This is a genomic window from Virgibacillus sp. L01 (assembly GCF_052246775.1).
GTDB lineage: Bacteria > Bacillota > Bacilli > Bacillales > Amphibacillaceae > Lentibacillus.
The window spans coordinates 250,022-269,110 of record NZ_JBQQCP010000006.1; the positions used below are offsets into that span (position 1 = coordinate 250,022).

At 38.7% G+C, this 19,089-nt stretch carries 21 protein-coding genes and 1 riboswitch; of the genes, 9 read left to right on the forward strand and 12 right to left on the reverse strand.

What is annotated here, in order from left to right:
- Positions 1–155: 155 nt before the first annotated feature.
- The 11 genes from ACTWQM_RS13270 to ACTWQM_RS13320 all read right to left on the reverse strand — a co-directional run bounded on the left by ACTWQM_RS13270 (position 156) and on the right by ACTWQM_RS13320 (position 9,733).
- Positions 156–1,733 carry a Na+/H+ antiporter gene (locus ACTWQM_RS13270; RefSeq protein WP_443258639.1) on the reverse strand — a complete coding sequence of 526 codons (1,578 nt, stop codon included), beginning with the start codon at positions 1,731–1,733 and terminating at the stop codon, positions 156–158.
- Between the two features lie 176 nt (positions 1,734–1,909).
- Entirely contained in the window at positions 1,910–2,689 is a 780-nt protein-coding gene (locus ACTWQM_RS13275) for an energy-coupling factor transporter transmembrane component T family protein (protein WP_443258640.1), read from the reverse strand.
- Positions 2,670–4,349 carry an ABC transporter ATP-binding protein gene (locus ACTWQM_RS13280; RefSeq protein WP_443258641.1) on the reverse strand — a complete coding sequence of 560 codons (1,680 nt, stop codon included), beginning with the start codon at positions 4,347–4,349 and terminating at the stop codon, positions 2,670–2,672. Before ACTWQM_RS13280 ends, ACTWQM_RS13275 begins: the two co-directional genes overlap by 20 nt.
- Positions 4,346–4,924 carry an ECF transporter S component gene (locus ACTWQM_RS13285; RefSeq protein WP_443258642.1) on the reverse strand — a complete coding sequence of 193 codons (579 nt, stop codon included), beginning with the start codon at positions 4,922–4,924 and terminating at the stop codon, positions 4,346–4,348. The genes ACTWQM_RS13280 and ACTWQM_RS13285 overlap by 4 nt, the downstream gene beginning before the upstream one ends.
- Positions 4,917–5,525 (reverse strand): YkoF family thiamine/hydroxymethylpyrimidine-binding protein, encoded by a 609-nt coding sequence (locus ACTWQM_RS13290; protein ID WP_443258643.1) that lies wholly within the window; start codon positions 5,523–5,525, stop codon positions 4,917–4,919. Before ACTWQM_RS13290 ends, ACTWQM_RS13285 begins: the two co-directional genes overlap by 8 nt.
- 98 nt (positions 5,526–5,623) lie before the next feature.
- Positions 5,624–5,731: riboswitch (TPP riboswitch) on the reverse strand.
- Between the two features lie 127 nt (positions 5,732–5,858).
- Positions 5,859–6,191 (reverse strand): DUF192 domain-containing protein, encoded by a 333-nt coding sequence (locus tag ACTWQM_RS13295; RefSeq protein WP_443258644.1) that lies wholly within the window; start codon positions 6,189–6,191, stop codon positions 5,859–5,861.
- 367 nt (positions 6,192–6,558) lie between these two features.
- On the reverse strand, positions 6,559–7,203 hold the full coding sequence (locus tag ACTWQM_RS13300) for an HD-GYP domain-containing protein (RefSeq protein WP_443258645.1): 645 nt from the start codon (positions 7,201–7,203) through the stop codon (positions 6,559–6,561).
- Between the two features lie 159 nt (positions 7,204–7,362).
- On the reverse strand, positions 7,363–8,526 hold the full coding sequence (locus ACTWQM_RS13305; protein WP_443258646.1) for a hypothetical protein: 1,164 nt from the start codon (positions 8,524–8,526) through the stop codon (positions 7,363–7,365).
- Positions 8,519–8,929, reverse strand: coding sequence for a sigma-70 family RNA polymerase sigma factor (locus ACTWQM_RS13310; protein WP_443258647.1), 411 nt, complete (start codon positions 8,927–8,929; stop codon positions 8,519–8,521). The genes ACTWQM_RS13305 and ACTWQM_RS13310 overlap by 8 nt, the downstream gene beginning before the upstream one ends.
- Positions 8,926–9,108, reverse strand: a complete 183-nt coding sequence (locus ACTWQM_RS13315) for a hypothetical protein (RefSeq protein WP_443258648.1) — start codon at positions 9,106–9,108, stop codon at positions 8,926–8,928. The genes ACTWQM_RS13310 and ACTWQM_RS13315 overlap by 4 nt, the downstream gene beginning before the upstream one ends.
- Positions 9,109–9,331: 223 nt before the next feature.
- Positions 9,332–9,733, reverse strand: a complete 402-nt coding sequence (locus ACTWQM_RS13320) for a hypothetical protein (protein WP_443258649.1) — start codon at positions 9,731–9,733, stop codon at positions 9,332–9,334.
- A 226-nt stretch (positions 9,734–9,959) separates the two neighbouring features.
- On the opposite strand from ACTWQM_RS13320, the gene ACTWQM_RS13325 reads away from it, so the two are divergent.
- The 8 genes from ACTWQM_RS13325 (at position 9,960) to ACTWQM_RS13360 (ending at position 15,589) form a co-directional block, all read left to right on the forward strand.
- Positions 9,960–11,012 carry a fatty acid desaturase gene (locus tag ACTWQM_RS13325; RefSeq protein ID WP_443258650.1) on the forward strand — a complete coding sequence of 351 codons (1,053 nt, stop codon included), beginning with the start codon at positions 9,960–9,962 and terminating at the stop codon, positions 11,010–11,012.
- A 141-nt stretch (positions 11,013–11,153) separates the two neighbouring features.
- A complete protein-coding gene (locus ACTWQM_RS13330) occupies positions 11,154–12,290 on the forward strand; it encodes a histidine kinase (RefSeq protein ID WP_443258651.1) in 1,137 nt (378 codons plus the stop codon).
- Positions 12,287–12,886, forward strand: a complete 600-nt coding sequence (locus tag ACTWQM_RS13335) for a response regulator (protein WP_443258652.1) — start codon at positions 12,287–12,289, stop codon at positions 12,884–12,886. Before ACTWQM_RS13330 ends, ACTWQM_RS13335 begins: the two co-directional genes overlap by 4 nt.
- A 77-nt stretch (positions 12,887–12,963) precedes the next feature.
- Positions 12,964–13,101, forward strand: a complete 138-nt coding sequence (locus ACTWQM_RS13340) for a hypothetical protein (protein WP_175476684.1) — start codon at positions 12,964–12,966, stop codon at positions 13,099–13,101.
- Between the two features lie 62 nt (positions 13,102–13,163).
- Complete coding sequence (locus ACTWQM_RS13345) at positions 13,164–13,742, forward strand: GNAT family N-acetyltransferase (protein WP_443258653.1); 579 nt, start codon at positions 13,164–13,166, stop codon at positions 13,740–13,742.
- 4 nt (positions 13,743–13,746) lie between these two features.
- Complete coding sequence (locus ACTWQM_RS13350; RefSeq protein WP_443258654.1) at positions 13,747–14,271, forward strand: D-glycero-alpha-D-manno-heptose-1,7-bisphosphate 7-phosphatase; 525 nt, start codon at positions 13,747–13,749, stop codon at positions 14,269–14,271.
- Between the two features lie 75 nt (positions 14,272–14,346).
- Positions 14,347–15,075, forward strand: a complete 729-nt coding sequence (locus ACTWQM_RS13355; protein WP_443258655.1) for a hypothetical protein — start codon at positions 14,347–14,349, stop codon at positions 15,073–15,075.
- A 313-nt stretch (positions 15,076–15,388) separates the two neighbouring features.
- Positions 15,389–15,589: a CDGSH iron-sulfur domain-containing protein gene (locus ACTWQM_RS13360; RefSeq protein ID WP_375053650.1), complete on the forward strand. Its 201-nt coding sequence runs from the start codon at positions 15,389–15,391 to the stop codon at positions 15,587–15,589.
- 54 nt (positions 15,590–15,643) lie between these two features.
- Here ACTWQM_RS13360 and ACTWQM_RS13365 read toward each other — a convergent pair whose 3' ends face one another.
- Positions 15,644–17,812, reverse strand: a complete 2,169-nt coding sequence (locus ACTWQM_RS13365; protein WP_443258656.1) for an FUSC family protein — start codon at positions 17,810–17,812, stop codon at positions 15,644–15,646.
- A 154-nt stretch (positions 17,813–17,966) separates the two neighbouring features.
- Between ACTWQM_RS13365 and ACTWQM_RS13370 the strand changes: the two genes are divergently transcribed.
- Positions 17,967–18,611 (forward strand): SDR family oxidoreductase, encoded by a 645-nt coding sequence (locus ACTWQM_RS13370; protein ID WP_443258657.1) that lies wholly within the window; start codon positions 17,967–17,969, stop codon positions 18,609–18,611.
- Positions 18,612–19,089 lie beyond the last annotated feature (478 nt).

Genomic DNA, 19,089 nt, shown 5'->3' on the forward strand with positions numbered 1-19,089 from the left:
CATTGTTTTTGGGTAAATAACGGAATGAGGATTCATTGCATCCTCTTTAGGACGGCTTTTTCACCAAATAACGGAACGAGGATCCGCACCGTACGTAGATTTGCCGGATCCTCATTCCGCTAATTGATTTGTACTCCTCACAAATGCATGAGCCATTAGTGTTCACTTTCCAATTCTGCCAGTTGATTCATGATTTGCTCAACTACCTGATCAGCAACCTCAGGGGAAATAATATCCTCTTTAGCCAGTCGTTCAACAGCTTCGTGCTGTGCGTATAGGGAATGGCGTTCAAGTGTATTGATCTGTTTCTCTCGTAATTCAGGTTGATTCTGGATGAGTTGTTCAATTTTGCTCTGTACAGAATCAAGATTTTCCTGGTATTCATCGATAATTTCATTTGTAACAGTATCGGTTATCCGCAAGTTCTTTTTAACCCTTTTTATTTCCTCAATTCCTTTTTCATACCGGTATGCCTGTGCCAGTAATTTTTCATACTCATCGTAGCCGTCATCCTTTTTGTCAACGCCAAGCCAGGCAAGCAATGGCTGTATCGTAAGCCCCTGAAGGACAAGTGAAAATAACACCACACTAAAGGCTAATATTAAAATCTCCTCACGCCCTTCAAAGTCTCTTGGCAAGCTGAGAACAAGCGCAATTGATAAGGAACCTTTTAATCCTCCCCACGTCAACGTGTGTTTCCAGGTTAGTGGGACAGTTTTTGTGAAAAATAAGCCCGCGTAAACAGCGACAGTTCTTCCAGCAAGGACAATTACAATAGCGAGGAAGATTAGTCCCCACATATTTGTTACATCAATTATGGTGATTTCGAGTCCAACCATTAAAAACACAAGGGAGTTTGCAAGCAATGTTACAACATCCCAGAAGTTATTGATATTCAATTTTGTCGTGGGGCTCATCCCAATTTTTGCTCCGTAATTTCCTAAAATCAGTGCAGCAACAACAACTGCAATTACCCCTGATGCATGAATGGTCTCCGCCAGTAAAAAGACTCCGTAAAAGAGAACAATACTGAAGATAATCTCCAAAGGATAATCGTCAAAGTACCTCGTAATTCTTGATATAATGTAGCCTGCAGCCCCACCAATGATTACGCCTAGGGCAACAACTTTTACAAATTCCCAAGCACCTAAACCGACACCTTCAATCCCCATACCAGCATAGGTAACTAGTGAAAAAGCGGAAATGTTGAATAGCACAACAGCTAATCCATCATTAAATAAACTTTCTCCTTCTATAATAGTAGAAAGTCGTTTATTTACACCGAGGTTTTTAAATATTGATAACACACTGACGGGGTCCGTAGCGCTCATCACAGCCGCGAACACGAAGGCTGCTGGGATGGAAAACTGCAACAGCCACATGGAGGAAAAGCCGATAACAATAAAAGATAAAAAAGTCCCCCCAAAAGCAAGCATAATAATCGGTCTTTTATTATCGTACAGGTGGGAAAACGGAATTTTTAAAGCTGCTTCCCCCAGTAAAGCAGGCAGGAATAGCGTTATAACGGCAAAATTAAAAACCTCACCTTCCGTTATGAATCCCTTTAGAGGCTCAAGGACAGGGATGTTAACCAGACCGATAATTGCCCCGATAATAACAAGCGCAATCGGATACGGTTTATTAAATTTCATGGCAATAGCGGTAATCCCCGCTGCAATCATCACCAGTATAAGAGCAAGTGAAAATATATGGTGTAAATCCAATTCCTCCACTATGCTGTTCCTCCTTTATCGAACACTTTTTCATATCATATCATTCATTTTTACCAAAATCATGAAATTTACCATGAGATGTTTGGAAAAAGGCATAAAAAGAGCCGATTTTGGAGAAAATCGACTGCTAAAATATGTTTGGGAATCCCTTTAGAAATATGGGGAAATTTGTCCCTTTAGAGCTCACCGCTGTACCATTTGAAATAACCTAGATACCATGAAATGTACGCAACTGATAGTAAGGTGATAACCATAAAAATCAGAAAGATCCAATCCTTTGCTGAGGTGGAAAACAGCCGATAAAAGGTTCTGTTTTTATCCCCTGTAAAGCCTTTTGATTCCATTGCCATGGCAGTACGTTCGGCTTTCCTGATAGCGCTGGCCAGCAGTGGTATGGAGAATTTTTTGTATTGATTCCATTTTCCTCTAATCGTTTTTGCCTGATCAAATCCGCGCACTCGATGAGCCGAATGGATAATAACCAATTCGTCTTTCATCATTGGTAAAAACCGATACCCTGCCAACACGCCATAGGCAATTTTGGGTGGCAGTTTTAATTGCTGGATAAGGCTTAATATAAAATCGACGATGTTTGTTGTGAAAATAAATAATAATGATAATGAAGCAACACTCAGAACACGTAATGAAAGTGCGAGTGCTGTCATAAAGGATTCTTCTGGAAAATCCATTCCAAGTATTCTTATTATTTTATCTGGGTTTTTAGGTGTATCTGCAAAAACAATTGTTGTCCATAGCATTCCAAACGCAATAATAGAAAAGGGGAGAAAATATAGGCAATACTTTTTCCAGTTTATTTCTCCTCCAATGAATGTTATTGCAATAGTGAAGACCATAAATAAAGACGGAGTAATTGGATCAAATACTAACGCCAATAGAATTACCAGTATAATAATCGTGATTGCTTTTATACTTGGGTTAAGATGGTGTAGAAACATAATTGCTAGCTTCCTTTTCATAAATTTGCTGGAGCTGAACCTGAATTGGTCTTTCAAGCTGCCATTCTTGTAATGTCGATATCGGCTGTTTCCACAATTCATCTGGGTGACAGTCAGCAACAATCGCTCCTTGATCCAAAACAATTACCCGTTCCGCATAATGGTGCACAAGCTCCATATCATGCGTAATCATTACAATGGTAGTTCCTTGCCTATGCCGCTTGTTAAGCAGATTCATTAACTCTTCGGTTGAATGTGCATCCTGTCCAAAGGTTGGTTCATCTAACAGGAGCATGCGCTGGTCATCGATAATCATGGTTGCTACGCTTAGACGCCGTTTTTGTCCCTGGCTTAGGGTATATGGATGTTCGTTCTCAAGATTCGATAATCCACATGTCGTAAGGATAGATGTTACTTTTCCATGAATTTCTTTATCGTCCAAACCTTTCATTTTCAGACTGAATGCTACTTCATCAAACACAGCGTTCGTCACAAATTGATGTTCTGGATTTTGAAATACATAGCCTATTTCATCACGTAAATATGCTTCTTTCCAGTTTTCCAATGCTCTTCCGCTAACTTGAATGTTTCCTGTTGAAGGTTTCTGGATACCCGCCAAGATTCTGGAAAGGGACGTCTTGCCACTTCCGTTTGCACCTGCAATTGCAACAAACTCACCTGTATAAAAATTTAATGAAATATCCTGAATGATTTCCTGCTTTTTTTTCAACAAGGATAGATGCTCGGCTTTTAAAAAAACATCTGGGGTTTCTTTAATAGATGATGTTAATTGGCACCCCCAATTTATCGACCGCCATTGATCGATCTGATTGGCAAATTCATTGATGGTTAGCGGGATAAAATTGCCTGGATTACTTCCCTGATTCAGCACATATTGTGTAACCTTTGGCAGCCAGATTCCTTGATCATTCATTGTTGGTAAAATTTCTTTAATCCCAGTCCGCAGTGAGCCATCATAGAAAACCTCTCCAGATCTGTTAAGTAAAAGACTGCGGTCGAACAAATCCATCCACCCATCAAGTTGGTGTTCAATGACTATAATCGCAAATTCGTTTTGCAGCTTAAGGGTTTGAATAGTTTCTATTAATTCCCTTGTTGCAACCGGATCCAAATTAGCTGTAGGTTCATCTAAAATAAGTAATTCAGGTTCCATTACCAGAATGCAAGCTAAGGCCAGTTTTTGCTTTTGTCCCCCAGAAAGGGAAGCGATAGTTGACTTCTTATAGGTTGCCAAATTAACAAGCGACAATGCCCTGTCTATCTTGTCCTCCATCTGGTGATGAGGAACGTGGATATTTTCCAGGCCAAATGCAATTTCATCTTCAACAGTAAGCATACAGAACTGTGTTTCTGGGTCTTGAAATACAACACCTACATGGCGACTAAGCTCACCAGGTTTATAGTCTGCCGTATTCTTACCATTGATAAAAATATTTCCAGTCATTGTTCCATCCAGTTCGCGCGGGTATAAACCGTTTAAACAAAATGTTAACGTACTTTTTCCACATCCGCTTGGACCTAACAATAGAAGTGTTTCGCTTTTGTTTAATTCGAAGCTGACATTTGATAAGGTGTCTTGATCCAAATGCGTTTCAAAACGTAAGGACAGCTGCTCAACACTTAGTAAGCTATTGCTCATACTGCTCGTTTCTTTCGATGTTCTTTGCCCAAAGCATAACTGGATAAGACACCTGTTTGTGCTAAACTATCGCTCAATGCTTTTCCAAGTAACCCAGCGATTAGCGCTCCGCTTATGATTCGTGCAACAAACATGCCTGTAACATAAGGTGTGGAGAGTGCTGCGAACCCGCTTATGAAGTAGCCATATACAAAACTAAAAATAGCTGCACCAGCACCTGAAGCCATTAGCACCCATGTCGAATAATTCTTCCAGCGTGTCATCGCAAATGCCGACTCTGCTCCTAGCCCTTGAATCATCCCGGATATAATTAACATTGGACCAACTGCACTACCGAGTAAAACTTCGACCATAGCTGCAATCGTTTCAGACATAAAGGCAGCTCCCGGTTTACGAATAATGTAGGCTGCAATAATTGAAACAATAAACCAGATTCCAAATATCAGATCATATCCAATTGGTCCGAAAAAGCCAACAAGTACCTTTCCAACCGGGAGAAAAGCTAGATAGACAACCCCGAATACAACAGCAAGTGCGGACATGACGACTATTTCCTTGAAGCGCCAATTACTCATCCTTGTCTCCTCCTTTGTGGGATGGGCTATTAGCTGATACAGATACTGTCATTACGGTATGACTCGACCCTCCATCAACCGTTGCATTAAAAACTTGTTCCAATCCATCGAATATTTTAATAGATTCACCATCAAGTCTAGTGGCATAATGCGCATGCGAAACATCAACATGTTCTTTCATCGCTTCAATTTGTTCCATAATTACATCCATATAGTTCCCGCCACCAAGTGGGTATAAAGAAAACTTAGCCGCAACGGATTGTTTAATGTCTTTCACCTGTACGTGATTTACGGTAACATCATCTTCTGCCAAATAAACATCTCCTGCTGAGTCACCTGGGCAACCCAGTGAATAGGTCCCTTCGAATGCAACGTGCTCACCGGTTCTCGCTGCATGAATAAAAATAGCCTTTGTTACGTCAAAAACATGGGGTAACCTTCCTCTAACTGTTGTTGTCACATCGTCTGTCTCCATCCAAACTTTTGAGGTGTCCACATTTTTGAGTGCCGTTGTAATAACCTCGATAAAATTGTCGCTCATTGGATGAATCGAAAAGCTGCAACCTGCAATACCTGAAGTTGAACAATGCTGATTTGTCATACAAAATTCCTCCTTGTTGTTTGTAGTTAAAATATAAACAAAAAACTGCATCCCCGTGGAATGCAGTCTGTTAGTATGTATTGTCAAAATAAAATATACACGCTTCGACCACACTTCCCCACGCTAGTATTACCTAGTTCGGGTGCAAAGGGTCAGAACAAAACAGTTCTTCTCAGCTGAATTTAACAGCTCCCCTAGTGAAAGGTTGATATGCAGTTTTTCTATCTTTATCTTAACTAGGATCTGTTTAATTGTAAAGAGGGAGAGTGATGCTTGATTGTTTCTTCTAATAGAATAAAAAAAGAGCCAACTGTGAAAGTCGACTCTAGAGGTTCATGGACTTAACTTTATAGTATCTCCTTCTGTAATGTGATTCTTCACTATCGTACCAACAGGCAACTCAAGTGCTGAATCAGCATTCGGTACTGGCGGGACTACTTTCCATGGTTTTAAATTCGGGATTGTTCTCACTACGTTATTTGAATGATCAAGAAATACTACATCAATGGGAAACCGCATGAAAAACATGTGAACGGATTTACACCGTGTAATTAAAAGACCTTCATTCGTAAAAGGCTTCTTATGAAACAAAAGTCCTTTTAATCTTGCCCAATAACTATCAGCTATCTTTATCTCAAACGGTAAACTGATTTCCAAAGCTTCCACTCCTCTTATTTCCTTTTGTTCATTATAGTGATTTAATTGTTCTTTATATAGTTCAAACGGACTGATTTGAAGGTTTGCAAACCCCGTTAAAATAGTTTTTCCAATGATGCTGTTTATCTTTCCAGCAATGTTCGTTGTATTGTTAGGCCCGTTAATTATTTATATGTTAGATATGCTGTAGGAATATCATGAGGAATCAACAGAAGAACACGTGGAATCAACAGAACAGCACCCGGAACCAGCCAAACCCTAATTGGATGAGAATTTGTGTAGAACCTGCGGAAAATAAACAGATTCCCATCCAATCAACACAACACCTAACGTCGATTAAGAAAGTGCACCAAGTTGCCCATCAGCTCAAATTCGGTTATAAAATATCTTCCGGATGTTCAATTTTATTATATATTTTTTCGATAAATGTTGAATTATATGTATCATACCAGGATTCAGGAAGTTCTAATTCAATTAATAAAGAAATAAAAGTTTCTACTAAATTTCCATCAAACTGTGTCCATGAACATCTTTTTAATTCTTGAAAAGCTTCATGGTAGGACATTTTAGCTGATTTATAATTCCGTAAATCATAGGTCATTGTATCAAAAGAATCACATACTCGAATAATCCGTCCCTGTACAGAAATTTCCTCACCTACTAAACGGCGTGGATATCCAGTGCCATCCCAGTTTTCATGATGATCTCTGACAAACTCCGCTGTACGTGTCTTCCCAAGTTCCTTCCGAACAATAACGTTCCCAATATGACAATGACTTTCTACTACTGTTTTTTCAATCGTATTGAGCTTGCCGGGTTTTAACAATATTTCTTTGGCAACTCCGATTTTACCGATATCATGCAGGAAAGCCCCGACTCTTAAATCATCATCATAAACGCCAATTTTTTTGGCCAGCATCGATGATAAATACATCACACGCATAGAGTGGTGCCTGAATATTTGCAGTACTTCATTGTCCTGAGCTATATTTTCAAAAAGTGATTCTGGAGTACGCTTCATAAAATCCGCCTTTGCAGTAAATATAGTATAGCTAATATTCAATTAATTGTAGTAATACTTAGAAAATATTATATATGAAATCAATAAAAAGCGGTACTAGGAATTTTTACCTAATACCGGTTATTCATGTTTTAATGTATGACCATTATGAGAATTCCCTTATTGCATCGGCATCCAACCGACCTTCCACACATCTAGTTCTTTATTTTTAATTAATCTGAACATTGGATTGTCAGTGAGTCCATCAAATTCAAAACTAATTATCACCTCTTCATCCGATAGATATATTTCCTCAAAGGTTTTCACTTCTAATAGTTTTTGATAGAGAATCCTCGCATTTTGCTTCATCGTTTCATCTGTCGCAAAGAATGGGTCGTTAAAATAGGTGTCTTTATCTGGTGTGCCCCGCTTTTTACCTTTAATATATAGAGCATACTGGACATTTTCATTTTCCTTATATTCTGCATGATAATGTAGCTTAAAAACCTCAATTGGCTTCAGTCCTTTTAACAAGTTATCGTCAAGTGTTTGAGCATATTGTCTATAAACATTAAGGAGTTCATCTGAAAGTTCAATTGTTGTTTCATATCTTTCCCTAGGAAAATCAAGTTCTGTTTCCGAACTAACCGCATTCTGAACTCCAAGTTTTATACGTGATCCATTTACTGAATAAATATATTGGATTTGTTCAATATTTATAGTAAGATCCTCGATTGAAATAAATGACGTACTAAGTCCGAATATTTTTTTAATCTTATCTTCATTTTGGAAATGAAATTGGACTGCATTACCAATATCCTTATTTGAAAAAGGAATATCCTTGATAGAGTTTCCATCTGGGACAAACGTCAGTTGTTCATCATTATAGATTGCCCCGGTTAACTGCTTTATTCCTTTGAAGGTTATAATTGTTTTTCCCAGATGCTTTTCAACGTCAGTAACTTTCATTTTTTCACTGCTGCCATCTCCAACCACATCACCAGGTTGAGCTGTTAGATGGTTAAAAGTGATGTATGGTTGAATTTCCTTATTTAGTTGGACAACATGTTTATCATCGTCATCACTAGCGATTTGTTCTTCTTTATTTGGGGCAGGTTTATCTCCGTCTGTTAACCCTAGATGATTCGTGGTCATCGTTACGCCAATGAAGAGTATTACAGTTAAGACAACTGCTGTTAACGCTTTAGGGAAAAAATAATTGGTGCTACGCTTAGGCTGCGTTTTTTTGATTCTCGTTAAAATACCTTGTTTATCTCGATCCGTAAAGGAATTTGGAATACCGTTCTTATACTGATCTTTCAATTTTTTTAACTTTTTATCCATGATTTACACCTCTTTCTATTGATAAGAGCTGTTTTAGTTTTTCGCGTCCGCGATTTAATCTGGTTCTTACGGATGCTTCTTTCAAATTTAGAGCGTGACCGATTTCCGTTGTTGATAACTCTTTGAAATAAAATAGGATAATGACTTCACGGTATTTTATCGGTAACATCATAACCTTATTCAATAGGTCACTCGATTCGGATTGCCGAATTATCTGTTCTTCAGGAGTTTCACCAGGTTTCTCGATAAACTGAGCAGACTGAGACAGTTTTTCCCTCAGTCGGTTATTTCGCGAATGCCAGCTACGTAGGTGGTCTTTTGATTTATTGATCGCAATCGAATAAACCCAGCTCCTAAGTGTGGATTTGCCTTGAAACGTGCTAAGCTTCTGGTAAACCTTCACAAAGACTTCCTGCGTGACGTCATCTGTATCTGCATTATTTTTACATATGTGTATATTAAACGTTTAATTTCATCACCGTACAAGTCCATGATTTCTTCAATTGCTTTAGTCGGGGTCTTCTGCATAATCTCCTGATCATCATCTTTGTACGGTGGATGGACAGCTTTCGAGTGGCCCACTCTGTTTCCCCCTCGCTAGGTAATTCATATGTAAGACGTTGTGTTTAAATAGAACGATTCAAATTTTTTATTATACTTGAAAAATACTGTGTTTACGTAGGCATATAAAAAGTCATGTATCTGTAATCTGAATCAACGGGAAATGGGCTTTATTGTAGATAGTCGTGGGAATAAGCTAAAAAAATAAAAACTAGCTTGATTGTTCAAGCTAGTTGAAACCCCCTTATATTAATTCTTTAACGACTAAAGCCTGTGTAACTTTTGCTTTTTTGCATCCTTCAAATTCATTTTCTTCAACTAGGCCTAGTTTTATGGCAGCTTCCAATTTGTTCGTATCAGGACGTTTCACATGTACAATACAATCGTTTAAGTTCAGTTCTTCCAGTTTCTCTACTGTTTTTTCATCGATATAGCTAATTGATGAGCGTATCTGTCGTTGAATTTTGTAATCCCCGCGCTGCAGTTCGCCTTTTTGATCTTTACCTATTGATTCATCGAGGATTTCATGGAGGTTCTTCTTAAGAAGTTTTAATTCATTATCGATCTTTTTCTTTTGGTTGTTCAGTTCAAAATAACGCTTTAACATATCGGTTGTTAACAGTGATCCTTCAGTAGGTTCTTTCACAATACTCGTCCCCCATTTGTATTGAATTACTTATATTTATGTATTCTGCCAGTTGATTATGCCCAGGCTTGATTGTTTGGTTGCACAACGGAAATACATGACATTTGTCATATAATATATTTGACGTTTATGACTATAATAGCTTGTATAATTTCTTTAATATTGAGGGTAAGAATATCGAAAATAGCAAATAAATATAGATAATCCTACCCTAGGAGGAAGATTTATGAGTAAACAAAAACAAGCACAATTACGAAAAAGTGTTACACCTTTTGCAGGTTCAGATAAGAAAGCGAGCATTATGCAACTAATTAATACGTTAATACCGTTTTTCCTAACTTGGTTTCTTGCATATCAAAGCTTAACAATATCTATTTGGCTAACCCTTGCCTTAACGGTAGTAGCTGCTGGATTTGTGATTCGGACCTTTATTATTTTCCATGATTGCACACACGGGTCATTCTTCAAAAGTGGTAAAGCGAATCGGATTGTCGGTACAATCACCGGTGTTATAACGTTGTTTGCTTTTGATAAGTGGAAACGGGATCATGCGATACACCATGCAACAAGTAGTAACCTGGACAAGCGGGGAACTGGTGATGTATGGGTGATGACTGTCGCTGAGTATGTTGAAGCATCTTTTTGGGGTAGAATGGCCTATCGTCTTTACCGCAATCCAATAGTTATGTTTGGCTTAGGTCCAATTTTTCTTTTCTTAGTGTCAAACCGCTTTAATCGTAAAGGTGCAAAACGCAAGGAACGTATGAATACGTACTTAATTAACGGATCTGTTGCAGTTATTTATGCTCTATTAATTTGGGCAATCGGCTGGCAGGCTTTTGTTATCGTTCAGGCACCAATTCTGTTCATTGCAGGCGCGTCAGGTATTTGGCTGTTTTATGTACAGCATCAGTTTGAGGATTCCTACTTTGAAAACGAAGATGAGTGGGATTTCGTTAAGGCTGCTGTAGATGGCAGCTCTTATTACAAGCTACCGAAAGTAATGGAATGGATGACAGGAAGTATTGGATTCCATCACGTGCATCATCTAAGTCCAAGAGTTCCTAACTACAACTTGGAAAAAGCACATGAATCCACACCGCCATTACAACAGGCAACTACGATTACGCTTGCTTCAAGTTTGAAGTCAATTCGCTTCAGACTCTATGATGAAGAGAACAAGACATTCGTTAGCTTTAAAGAAATTAAGGAACTACTGCGAAAAAGAAAATCAGGCATCCAAATGTCCCCTGGAAGATCAAGCTTCCAGGAAAAATAATAAATTTTGCAATACGGCCCTTCAATAGTTTATTGAGGGGTCAAGTTTTGTACGTGGGTGGAAAGAGGCTTTCGTTGTTAAAGCTTGGCGATAAGTCAGGTTTTCTAATATACTGAATGAAAGTGGAAAGGAGGAACTGTCATGCAGAAGTGGTATCACATAATCCCGAAGAACACTGGGCTTAGTATTTACGCATGGATTATCTTTTGTATTTTGCCTTTTTATTTTATTTTTCGAACGTCCGGGACCTGGGAAATTATATTCGGTATTTTCATGATTCTGCTGTTTTTTACTGCATACAGGGTTTCTTTCCTTTCAAAAGGCTGGACCGTTTATCTTTCAGTGAGTATAGAAATGTTAATAAGCATCGTAATGACATTATTTTTGGGGTATGTATATTTCTCTCTCTTTTTAGCATTTTATATCGGTAATTTGCAGCATAGGACGAGGTTTATTACGTTATATGTGGTTCATCTTACAACTACTATTGCCGCGGTAAGCATGGGTTTTTTTACCCAAAACGAAATATTTCTTACTCAATTGCCGTTTATTATCTTTAGTGTTATTGGGGTAATTTTGCTGCCGATTACCATATACTCTAAAAATAAGCGAGAACGACTGGAGAGCCAGTTGAAAGATGCGAACCAAAAGCTATCCCAATTAGTTGTTCTGGAGGAACGTCAGCGAATCGCGCGTGACTTGCATGATACGCTGGGGCAAAAATTATCCCTGATTGGCTTAAAAAGCGACCTCGCTGGGAAATTGATAGGTGTTGAAGCCGATTTAGCCAAAAATGAAATTAATGATATCCACCAGACAGCACGTACGGCATTAAAAGAAGTGCGTGAGATGGTCTCCGATATGAAGGGTGCCAAATTGAATGATGAAGTAATACGTATTGAACAAGTATTAAAAGCTGCACAAATTGATTATCATTTGGAAGGAAATACGGAATTAGCCAATACACCTTTACTCGTTGAAAATGTTCTTAGTATGTGTTTAAAAGAGGCTGTGACTAACATTGTTAAACATAGTCAGGCCACTTACTGCAATGTTACGATTACACAATCTCCAAATGAAGTACTTATAAAAGTAGAAGATAATGGAGTTGGGATACCGATTAAGAGGGAATCCTATACAGAAAATGGATTGCAGGGGATGAAAGAGCGCTTGGAATTTGTAAATGGCAGCTTAGATATTGAGTCAACAAATGGTACAACACTTAAAATTCAAGTGCCAAAGGTCGTCCAGCAAACGGAACAGGAGGAAATGCTGTGATTCGAATTGTGATTGCTGAAGATCAGGGAATGTTGCTTGGCGCTCTCGGTTCTTTGCTTGAGTTGGAAACAGATATGGAAGTTATCGGCAAGGCAAAAAACGGAGAAGAGGCGATAACTATTGTGAAGGAGCAAAAGCCGGATATCTGTATTATGGATATCGAGATGCCAATAAAAAGCGGACTTGATGCAGCTGAGGAACTGAAGGATAGCCAATGCAAAGTTATTGTTTTAACTACATTTGCCCGTACAGGATATTTTGAACGTGCCCGAAAAGCTGAAGTAAGTGGTTATTTGCTAAAAGACAGCCCAAGCGAAGATTTAGCTACTTCTATTCGAACGATAATGGAAGGCAGGCGTATTTATGCTCCTGAGCTTGTTGATATGGCATATGAACAAGAAAATCCATTGACTGAGCGTGAAGAACAGGTTGTTAAACTGATTGCTGATGGGAAAAATACGAAGGAAATTGCCAATGAGCTATTTCTGACCAATGGAACTGTCCGTAATTATGTTTCGGTGATTTTGGATAAGCTTGAAGTCGGCAACCGGATTGAGGCCATTTCAAAAGTTAAAGAAAAAGGCTGGATGAAATAAATAGAGATCAAAGCGAATGTATAAAGATAGCGCCCAATTCCAAAACTAAGGCATAGTAATTGGAAAGGGGCGTTATTATGTCGAACAAGAATAATCAATTTAAAGAAAACAAACAACATGGCGAACATCGAAACGGCCGTAAGAGTCAATATAAGAATAACAGTATCCATGGTGGCGATGAGCCAAACGAATTCATTGATCAAAAAAAGGATTAATATAGAAAATGAAGCAGTGTGATAGTATGGAATCACACTGCTTTTTTACTGGAGGGTATTAAGTGAGCCATGAAGCTATAATGACAACAGTTCCGGTTTTGGAAACGGAAAACTATCGACTAAGAGGGTTAAGGGAAGATGATGCAAATGAATTATTCGGGTTTATGCGTGACAAGAACACGATGAAATTTATTACACCTGACCCAGTAAAGTCAGAAACTGATATGTGGCAAGAAATCCAAGTGCAGATGGAGAACTTTGCTAAACGAAAAGAGCTGCCCTGGGTGATTGAGGATAAGGACAATGGTGAGGTAATCGGTAAATTCAGCTTACATAAATTAAGTATGTGGCATAGAAAGGCCGAATTAGGTGTCATCATTCGTGAAGAATATCAAAAAAAGGGTGTCGTGACTGAGGTGTTGGAACAAATTCTCCATTATGCCTTTGATACGCTTGAATTGAATCGGATAGTAGGTGATATTTTTGCCGAGAATGAAGGTTCAGAAAAGCTTTTAAAAAAATACGGTTTTAAAGAAGAGGGCACCATGAGACAAACGGATTTTGACGGAAAGAGATATCACGATACAGTCGTCTTTTCATTGTTGAAGTCAGAATATGATGCCTTGCAAGAAGGCAGGTGACACTATGCACATTGGAATGTTTCTTGATCGGGATGGCGTAATAAATGAAGTGCTTAGTCACCGGGTGAAATTTGTGAACAAACCAAAGGATTTTTACTTACTTGATGGTGTTGGAGAGGCAATTAAGCGTTTTAACGATAAAGGGTTTAAGGTCTTTGTCGTCACGAATCAAGGGGGCATTGGTCTTGGCTACATGAAGGAGTCTGCTCTAGATGATGTACATAAAAAGATGAAAAATGACTTAACGGAATTTGGTGCACATGTTGATGACATTGCTTATTGTCCGCATAAACCACATGCGAACTGTGCCTGCCGTAAGCCAAAGCCGCAAATGATTATGGATTTGGCCGAAAAACATCATATTGATTTAGCCAATAGTTATATGGTTGGTGATCGAGCGCCAGATATAGAGGCAGGAAAGGAAGCAGGCACGCAAACGGTTCTCATTGGAGACAGAAAAGATGAGGCTGCTGATGCTGACTGTTTTTACCCTAACCTTATTTCGCTCGCGGATTCATTAACAAAATAATTATAAAATCTTCATGTATTCTCTCTTTCTGGAAATACTAAAACTGAAATTAACAACAGGAAGGATGAATACTAGATGTTGAAGGGTTTTTTAATAGCATTGGTGCTGTCAATGGGCTTCTCTATGAGCGCGCCTTCAGGTTTGCCATTTTATAAGGGAATTGCAGAGGATATCCATAGTCAAAAACGTGATAAAGAGAACTCGAATAAAGATATATTTATAACGTTAGAGGCTAAAGAACTTGGGATAGAAACAAAAGGCAAGAAAATTGACCAATTGGAAAAAGAAGTAATGGAAGCGAAAATGAAGCAAGCTGCAAATGAATTAGGAATCGATACAGAAGGAAAGAGCATGAAAGAACTTTCCAAGGAAGTACACCATGCAAAAGTTAAGCAAAAAGCAAATGAATTAGGTATCAAAACTGAAAGTAAAGAACCTAAAGAACTGGCTGAAGAAGTCTATCATGCAATGCTTAAACAAAAGGCTAAAGAGCTAGGCGTCTCAACAGAGGGTAAAAATGCTAAGAAACTTAAAAAAGAAGTTTTTGAAGCATCAACCAAGCGTAAGGCTGAAGAGTTAGGGATCGAAACAGAAGGCAAGGATCCACGTGAGTTGAATAAAGAAATTTATAACAAGAAAGTTTTCCAAACAGCTGAGGCATTAGGAATCAAAACGAAAGATAAAGATACTCAGGAGATGATGGATGAAATTATGCAAGAGCATGCTGAGAAGGCAAAACAACTAGGATTGTTCCCCTTTGAAGAGAGGAATGGAAAGTTATTCTGGGGTCACCACAAGAAATAAGTACCACAACTATCCTCGATAACATATCGGGGATTCTTTCTTAGTTATTGGTGTAGTCAAAACAACACTAAAAACTGAAAAGAACCCGTTGAATACTGAATAACTCCATACAAAAACTGAATAAGCTTGGCTGATAACTGAATAATTGGCATAAGTGCAGGATAAAGACTGAATAATTGCCGGGAAGACTGAATTAGTGTAATGGCGATTGCCAAAGTTGAATGTAAAAATTTCCTCTATTATAAAGAAGGGTTTTTCAGCAAATGTACCGAATAGTTATAGTTAGAGATAGAATTGTAAGGGAGGAAATTGTATGAGTGATGGAAAGATTAAAGTAAACAATAACGGGCCACTGCTTGTGACAGGCGATGTAGAAATGGTTGATGCTGATGGGAATGTGTTTGAAACGAAAAAGGCATTTTCCTTGTGTCGCTGTGGGCAGTCATCCAACAAGCCATTTTGCGATGGAACTCATAAGAAGATTGGCTTTGAAAGTGAGCCAAGTGCGAAATAATAGAATAGAATCCCCTTTATACAAAAAAGCATAAAGGGGCTTTTTAATGTAATTTTATTTCTCATCTGCACCTAAGTCTATAGCCAGTGCCACAATGGATTGGTTGATACGCCATACATAGAATAAGTGATGAATAAGGTCCTGATGGGATTGGCTCATACTTGGGGCAAGCTGTTCAATTTGCTCGCGTTCTTTTTCAAGCCGATAAACAGTCCCTGTCCGTTCGGTTCCTTTAATTAATTCCCCCAATATATCCATGTTATGCTCCAGTTTTTCTTCCACTTGTTTAAATGTATCCACCAATTCTGCTGGATAATCAAATTTTTTTCGATAGGATGAGGCAACAAGATGTCGTGCAAAGTAATTAATTGCTGTAAATATGGTAACCCAGCGACTGACATCAGACGTGCTGCTGGTCTGGGTTCGCTTTATTAACAGCGGGCGAGCCTCATCCTCAATTAATTGCAGCTTATTGTCAATGTCAATTGCGCTGTCCGTAAGCTCCTTCACACTAACGTCTTCGCGAAATCTTCGTACATAGCTTGTTACAAATGGCTTCAGCTCAGCTAAATAGTCATCTGTTACATCTGCAACTTTATCTTTTGTCTTCTTTGGGAAAATAACAGTTGAAACGCCTAGCGCAATTATCGCACCTGCAATCGTATCGACCACGCGGGAGCCAATTAAGGAAAAACTTATCCCGCCAAGCAGAATATCGTACATAAAAGCAATAAGCATCGTAATAAATACGCTCATCAGAGTATACGAAACGGTTATTAAATAGAAAGCCAAAAAGATAACCAGGAATAAAAGGATCAGTTCAAGTGTAGAATGTCCTGCAAGCATTTTTGCCAGCATGAAGCCAATCACTGCACCAATAACTGTACCGAATGAACGTTGAAAGCCTTTTGTATAGATCCTGCCAATTGACTCCGTACCAAGCAGACAAACAAATGCTGTTAATACCACCCAGTAGGGCTGTGTTGGTGAAATAAGATGGCCAACGATAACGGCAATCCCACCTGCTATTAATGCTTGATATGCCTTTTTAGTTGAAGTTTTTAATTCCTTATTGTCATCGGAAGAATCATCGTCAGCTTCTTCATCAGCTTGTTCTTCTTGCTGCACAAGTTCGCCTTTGTTTAAGGAACCCTGCATCGTGATACCTGCTTCAACTACATGATTGGCTATTGACTCAATACGCCGGATCAGATAGACCCATCCTTTTTGTTTTTCAGTATGATTGAGAAGATCTCTTATTACATTTCGAAGCGCCTGAACCGCCAGTGCAGCTTCCTGCATATTTTTTTCATTATAGTTTTGCGAAAGCACCTCTGCATCACGCAACGACTCCATCACCCATTTTAGTATCCGTCTTAATTCATCTAACTCTAGAGCATCGGCTTTTTTTAAGTTATAAATGGACCCTGTCAGTGTCTCAACAAGCATCCCGGTATCGAAAACGTATAACCGTAATTGAGAGGGCTCCAGTCCAGGCCAAATTTTATTGATATCTTCAGCGTTAAGGTTAGCGGCTACCGTTCGTGCATAGAGACGAAGCTTATGAACATTCGTTTCTATATTCTGCTTATGTTTTAAGTCAGTATCCTTATCCTGTAATGCTTTTACCAGCATATTGAATGTAAGATTACTCTGGATATGAAAGGAACGCATACTCCTTCTTAAAATTAACGAAGAGTCCTGGAACAGAATAAAATTAAACAAAAATGCATACAGAACACCAATTAAAATCCCCATATAAAACAGTGGCAATTGGCCCTGAGAAAGCTTTAATACAGAAGAAATATAAATGGTCATAAAGCCAAGCATGCAAAGTGAGAAATACCTTACTCCAAATCGTGAAAAATAAAGGCTGCTAAATATAACAGCTATCAAGAGTAAACTAATATAGTAGGCATTCCCGGCAAATACGGAACCAATCGTGATGCCAGCTGCTCCTGAAACTAGCAGCAGCAGTGTGGTTACTTTCCTTTCATTCTTAGTCTCATCCATCACCATCATGATCCCCATCAAGCCAGCCATACCGGAGACGACGGCTGGTGTAATTAGGCCATTACCCATCATTCGTAAAATAAGTAGTGTAGTCATGACGGCACAAATTAAACTAATTGTTGCTTTTCCAGCTTTTTGGAACCTTATTTGCCCTGGATCAGAAGCAAGAAGTCTGCCAATCCAGTGATGTTTTAAGTGTAAACCTTTCATCCGCATCAATCTTTCTTAACATAAATATTATTGCTTCATTCTAACACCTGGAAAATAGATTATCCATTAATCTCAAACAGCAAAGTTGTCATGAAACCATCAATTTGGAATAATAATAGGGTGAGGCAAATCCAAATTGAAGGAGATGTACGTCATGAATGTTTTATTAATAGGTGCAAATGGACAAATTGGTAAGCACCTTGTCGACTTATTGGACAAGAGTAATGAACATACAGTAAGAGCAATGGTTCGAAAAGAAGAGCAAGCAGAAGAACTGAAGAAAAAAGGCATTGACGCAGTTCTGGCTAACCTTGAAGGTGGAGCCGATACAATCGTTAAGGCTGCAAGAGGCTGCGACGCCGTGATTTTCGCTGCTGGATCTGGCGGAAGTACAGGCTATGATAAAACATTATTGATCGATCTTGATGGTGCAGTTAAAACGTTCGAAGCTGCAGAAAAAGCAGGAGTTGAACGTTATGTAATGGTAAGTGCCTTTCAAGCAAATAACCGGGAAAAATGGCATGAAAAGATTAAACCATACTATGTTGCCAAGCATTACGCAGATAAAATGCTTGAAGAAAGCAACCTGAATTATACAATTGTTCGACCTGGTGGACTATTGAATGAGCCAGGGACAGGGAAAGTTGCTGCTTCCGAGAACTTGGAACGAGGATCAATTCCACGCGAAGATGTAGCACGTACCGTAATGGAATGCCTGACAGAAGAAAACACCTATAAACGGTCGTTTGATCTTATGTCAGGTGATACCTCTATTGCAGAAGCCCTGAAAAAGGTGTAATCATCCTTCTTTTACGTATAATCGAACGCCAAGCCTGAGAAGTGGCATATTTTATTAATCAAATAATATCTGTGGTAATGCCGCTTTTTTCAGGTGGCGTTCGATTGTATTAGTAGAAGCCCCCTATTGCTTAAGAAGCTTATAGGGGGGCTTTTTGAATTTAGGAGTATAAACGCATGTTATGGTTGGTTTATACTTAAATTGATAGGATATTGCAGCTGAGGATCACCAAACAATCGAAGCGGATCCTCATTCCGCTAAATAGCAGAAAAGGTGCTATCGGAAGGGTGAGACGGATCCTCGTTCCGTTATTAGCAGAAAATCAGCCTAATTTGATTCATAAATCACAAATAGCTACTATGAACAAAACTGGCTCCTTAATCGTAAAGTCGTGGGTTAATTTGGTAGACTGTTACTAAGAAAGAAAAACCCAAATCAGAGCCACATTACGAAAGGAGCCTTACTATGAATAATAACA

Coding starts and splice junctions, on each gene's coding strand:
- ACTWQM_RS13275 (WP_443258640.1), bottom strand. CDS start 2,689: ATGTTTCTACACCATCTTAACCCAAGTATAAAAGCAATCACGATTATT.
- ACTWQM_RS13280 (WP_443258641.1), bottom strand. CDS start 4,349: ATGAGCAATAGCTTACTAAGTGTTGAGCAGCTGTCCTTACGTTTTGAA.
- ACTWQM_RS13285 (WP_443258642.1), bottom strand. CDS start 4,924: ATGAGTAATTGGCGCTTCAAGGAAATAGTCGTCATGTCCGCACTTGCT.
- ACTWQM_RS13290 (WP_443258643.1), bottom strand. CDS start 5,525: ATGACAAATCAGCATTGTTCAACTTCAGGTATTGCAGGTTGCAGCTTT.
- ACTWQM_RS13300 (WP_443258645.1), bottom strand. CDS start 7,203: ATGAAGCGTACTCCAGAATCACTTTTTGAAAATATAGCTCAGGACAAT.
- ACTWQM_RS13305 (WP_443258646.1), bottom strand. CDS start 8,526: ATGGATAAAAAGTTAAAAAAATTGAAAGATCAGTATAAGAACGGTATT.
- ACTWQM_RS13325 (WP_443258650.1), top strand. CDS start 9,960: ATGAGTAAACAAAAACAAGCACAATTACGAAAAAGTGTTACACCTTTT.
- ACTWQM_RS13330 (WP_443258651.1), top strand. CDS start 11,154: ATGCAGAAGTGGTATCACATAATCCCGAAGAACACTGGGCTTAGTATT.
- ACTWQM_RS13340 (WP_175476684.1), top strand. CDS start 12,964: ATGTCGAACAAGAATAATCAATTTAAAGAAAACAAACAACATGGCGAA.
- ACTWQM_RS13350 (WP_443258654.1), top strand. CDS start 13,747: ATGCACATTGGAATGTTTCTTGATCGGGATGGCGTAATAAATGAAGTG.
- ACTWQM_RS13355 (WP_443258655.1), top strand. CDS start 14,347: ATGTTGAAGGGTTTTTTAATAGCATTGGTGCTGTCAATGGGCTTCTCT.
- ACTWQM_RS13360 (WP_375053650.1), top strand. CDS start 15,389: ATGAGTGATGGAAAGATTAAAGTAAACAATAACGGGCCACTGCTTGTG.
- ACTWQM_RS13365 (WP_443258656.1), bottom strand. CDS start 17,812: ATGAAAGGTTTACACTTAAAACATCACTGGATTGGCAGACTTCTTGCT.
- ACTWQM_RS13370 (WP_443258657.1), top strand. CDS start 17,967: ATGAATGTTTTATTAATAGGTGCAAATGGACAAATTGGTAAGCACCTT.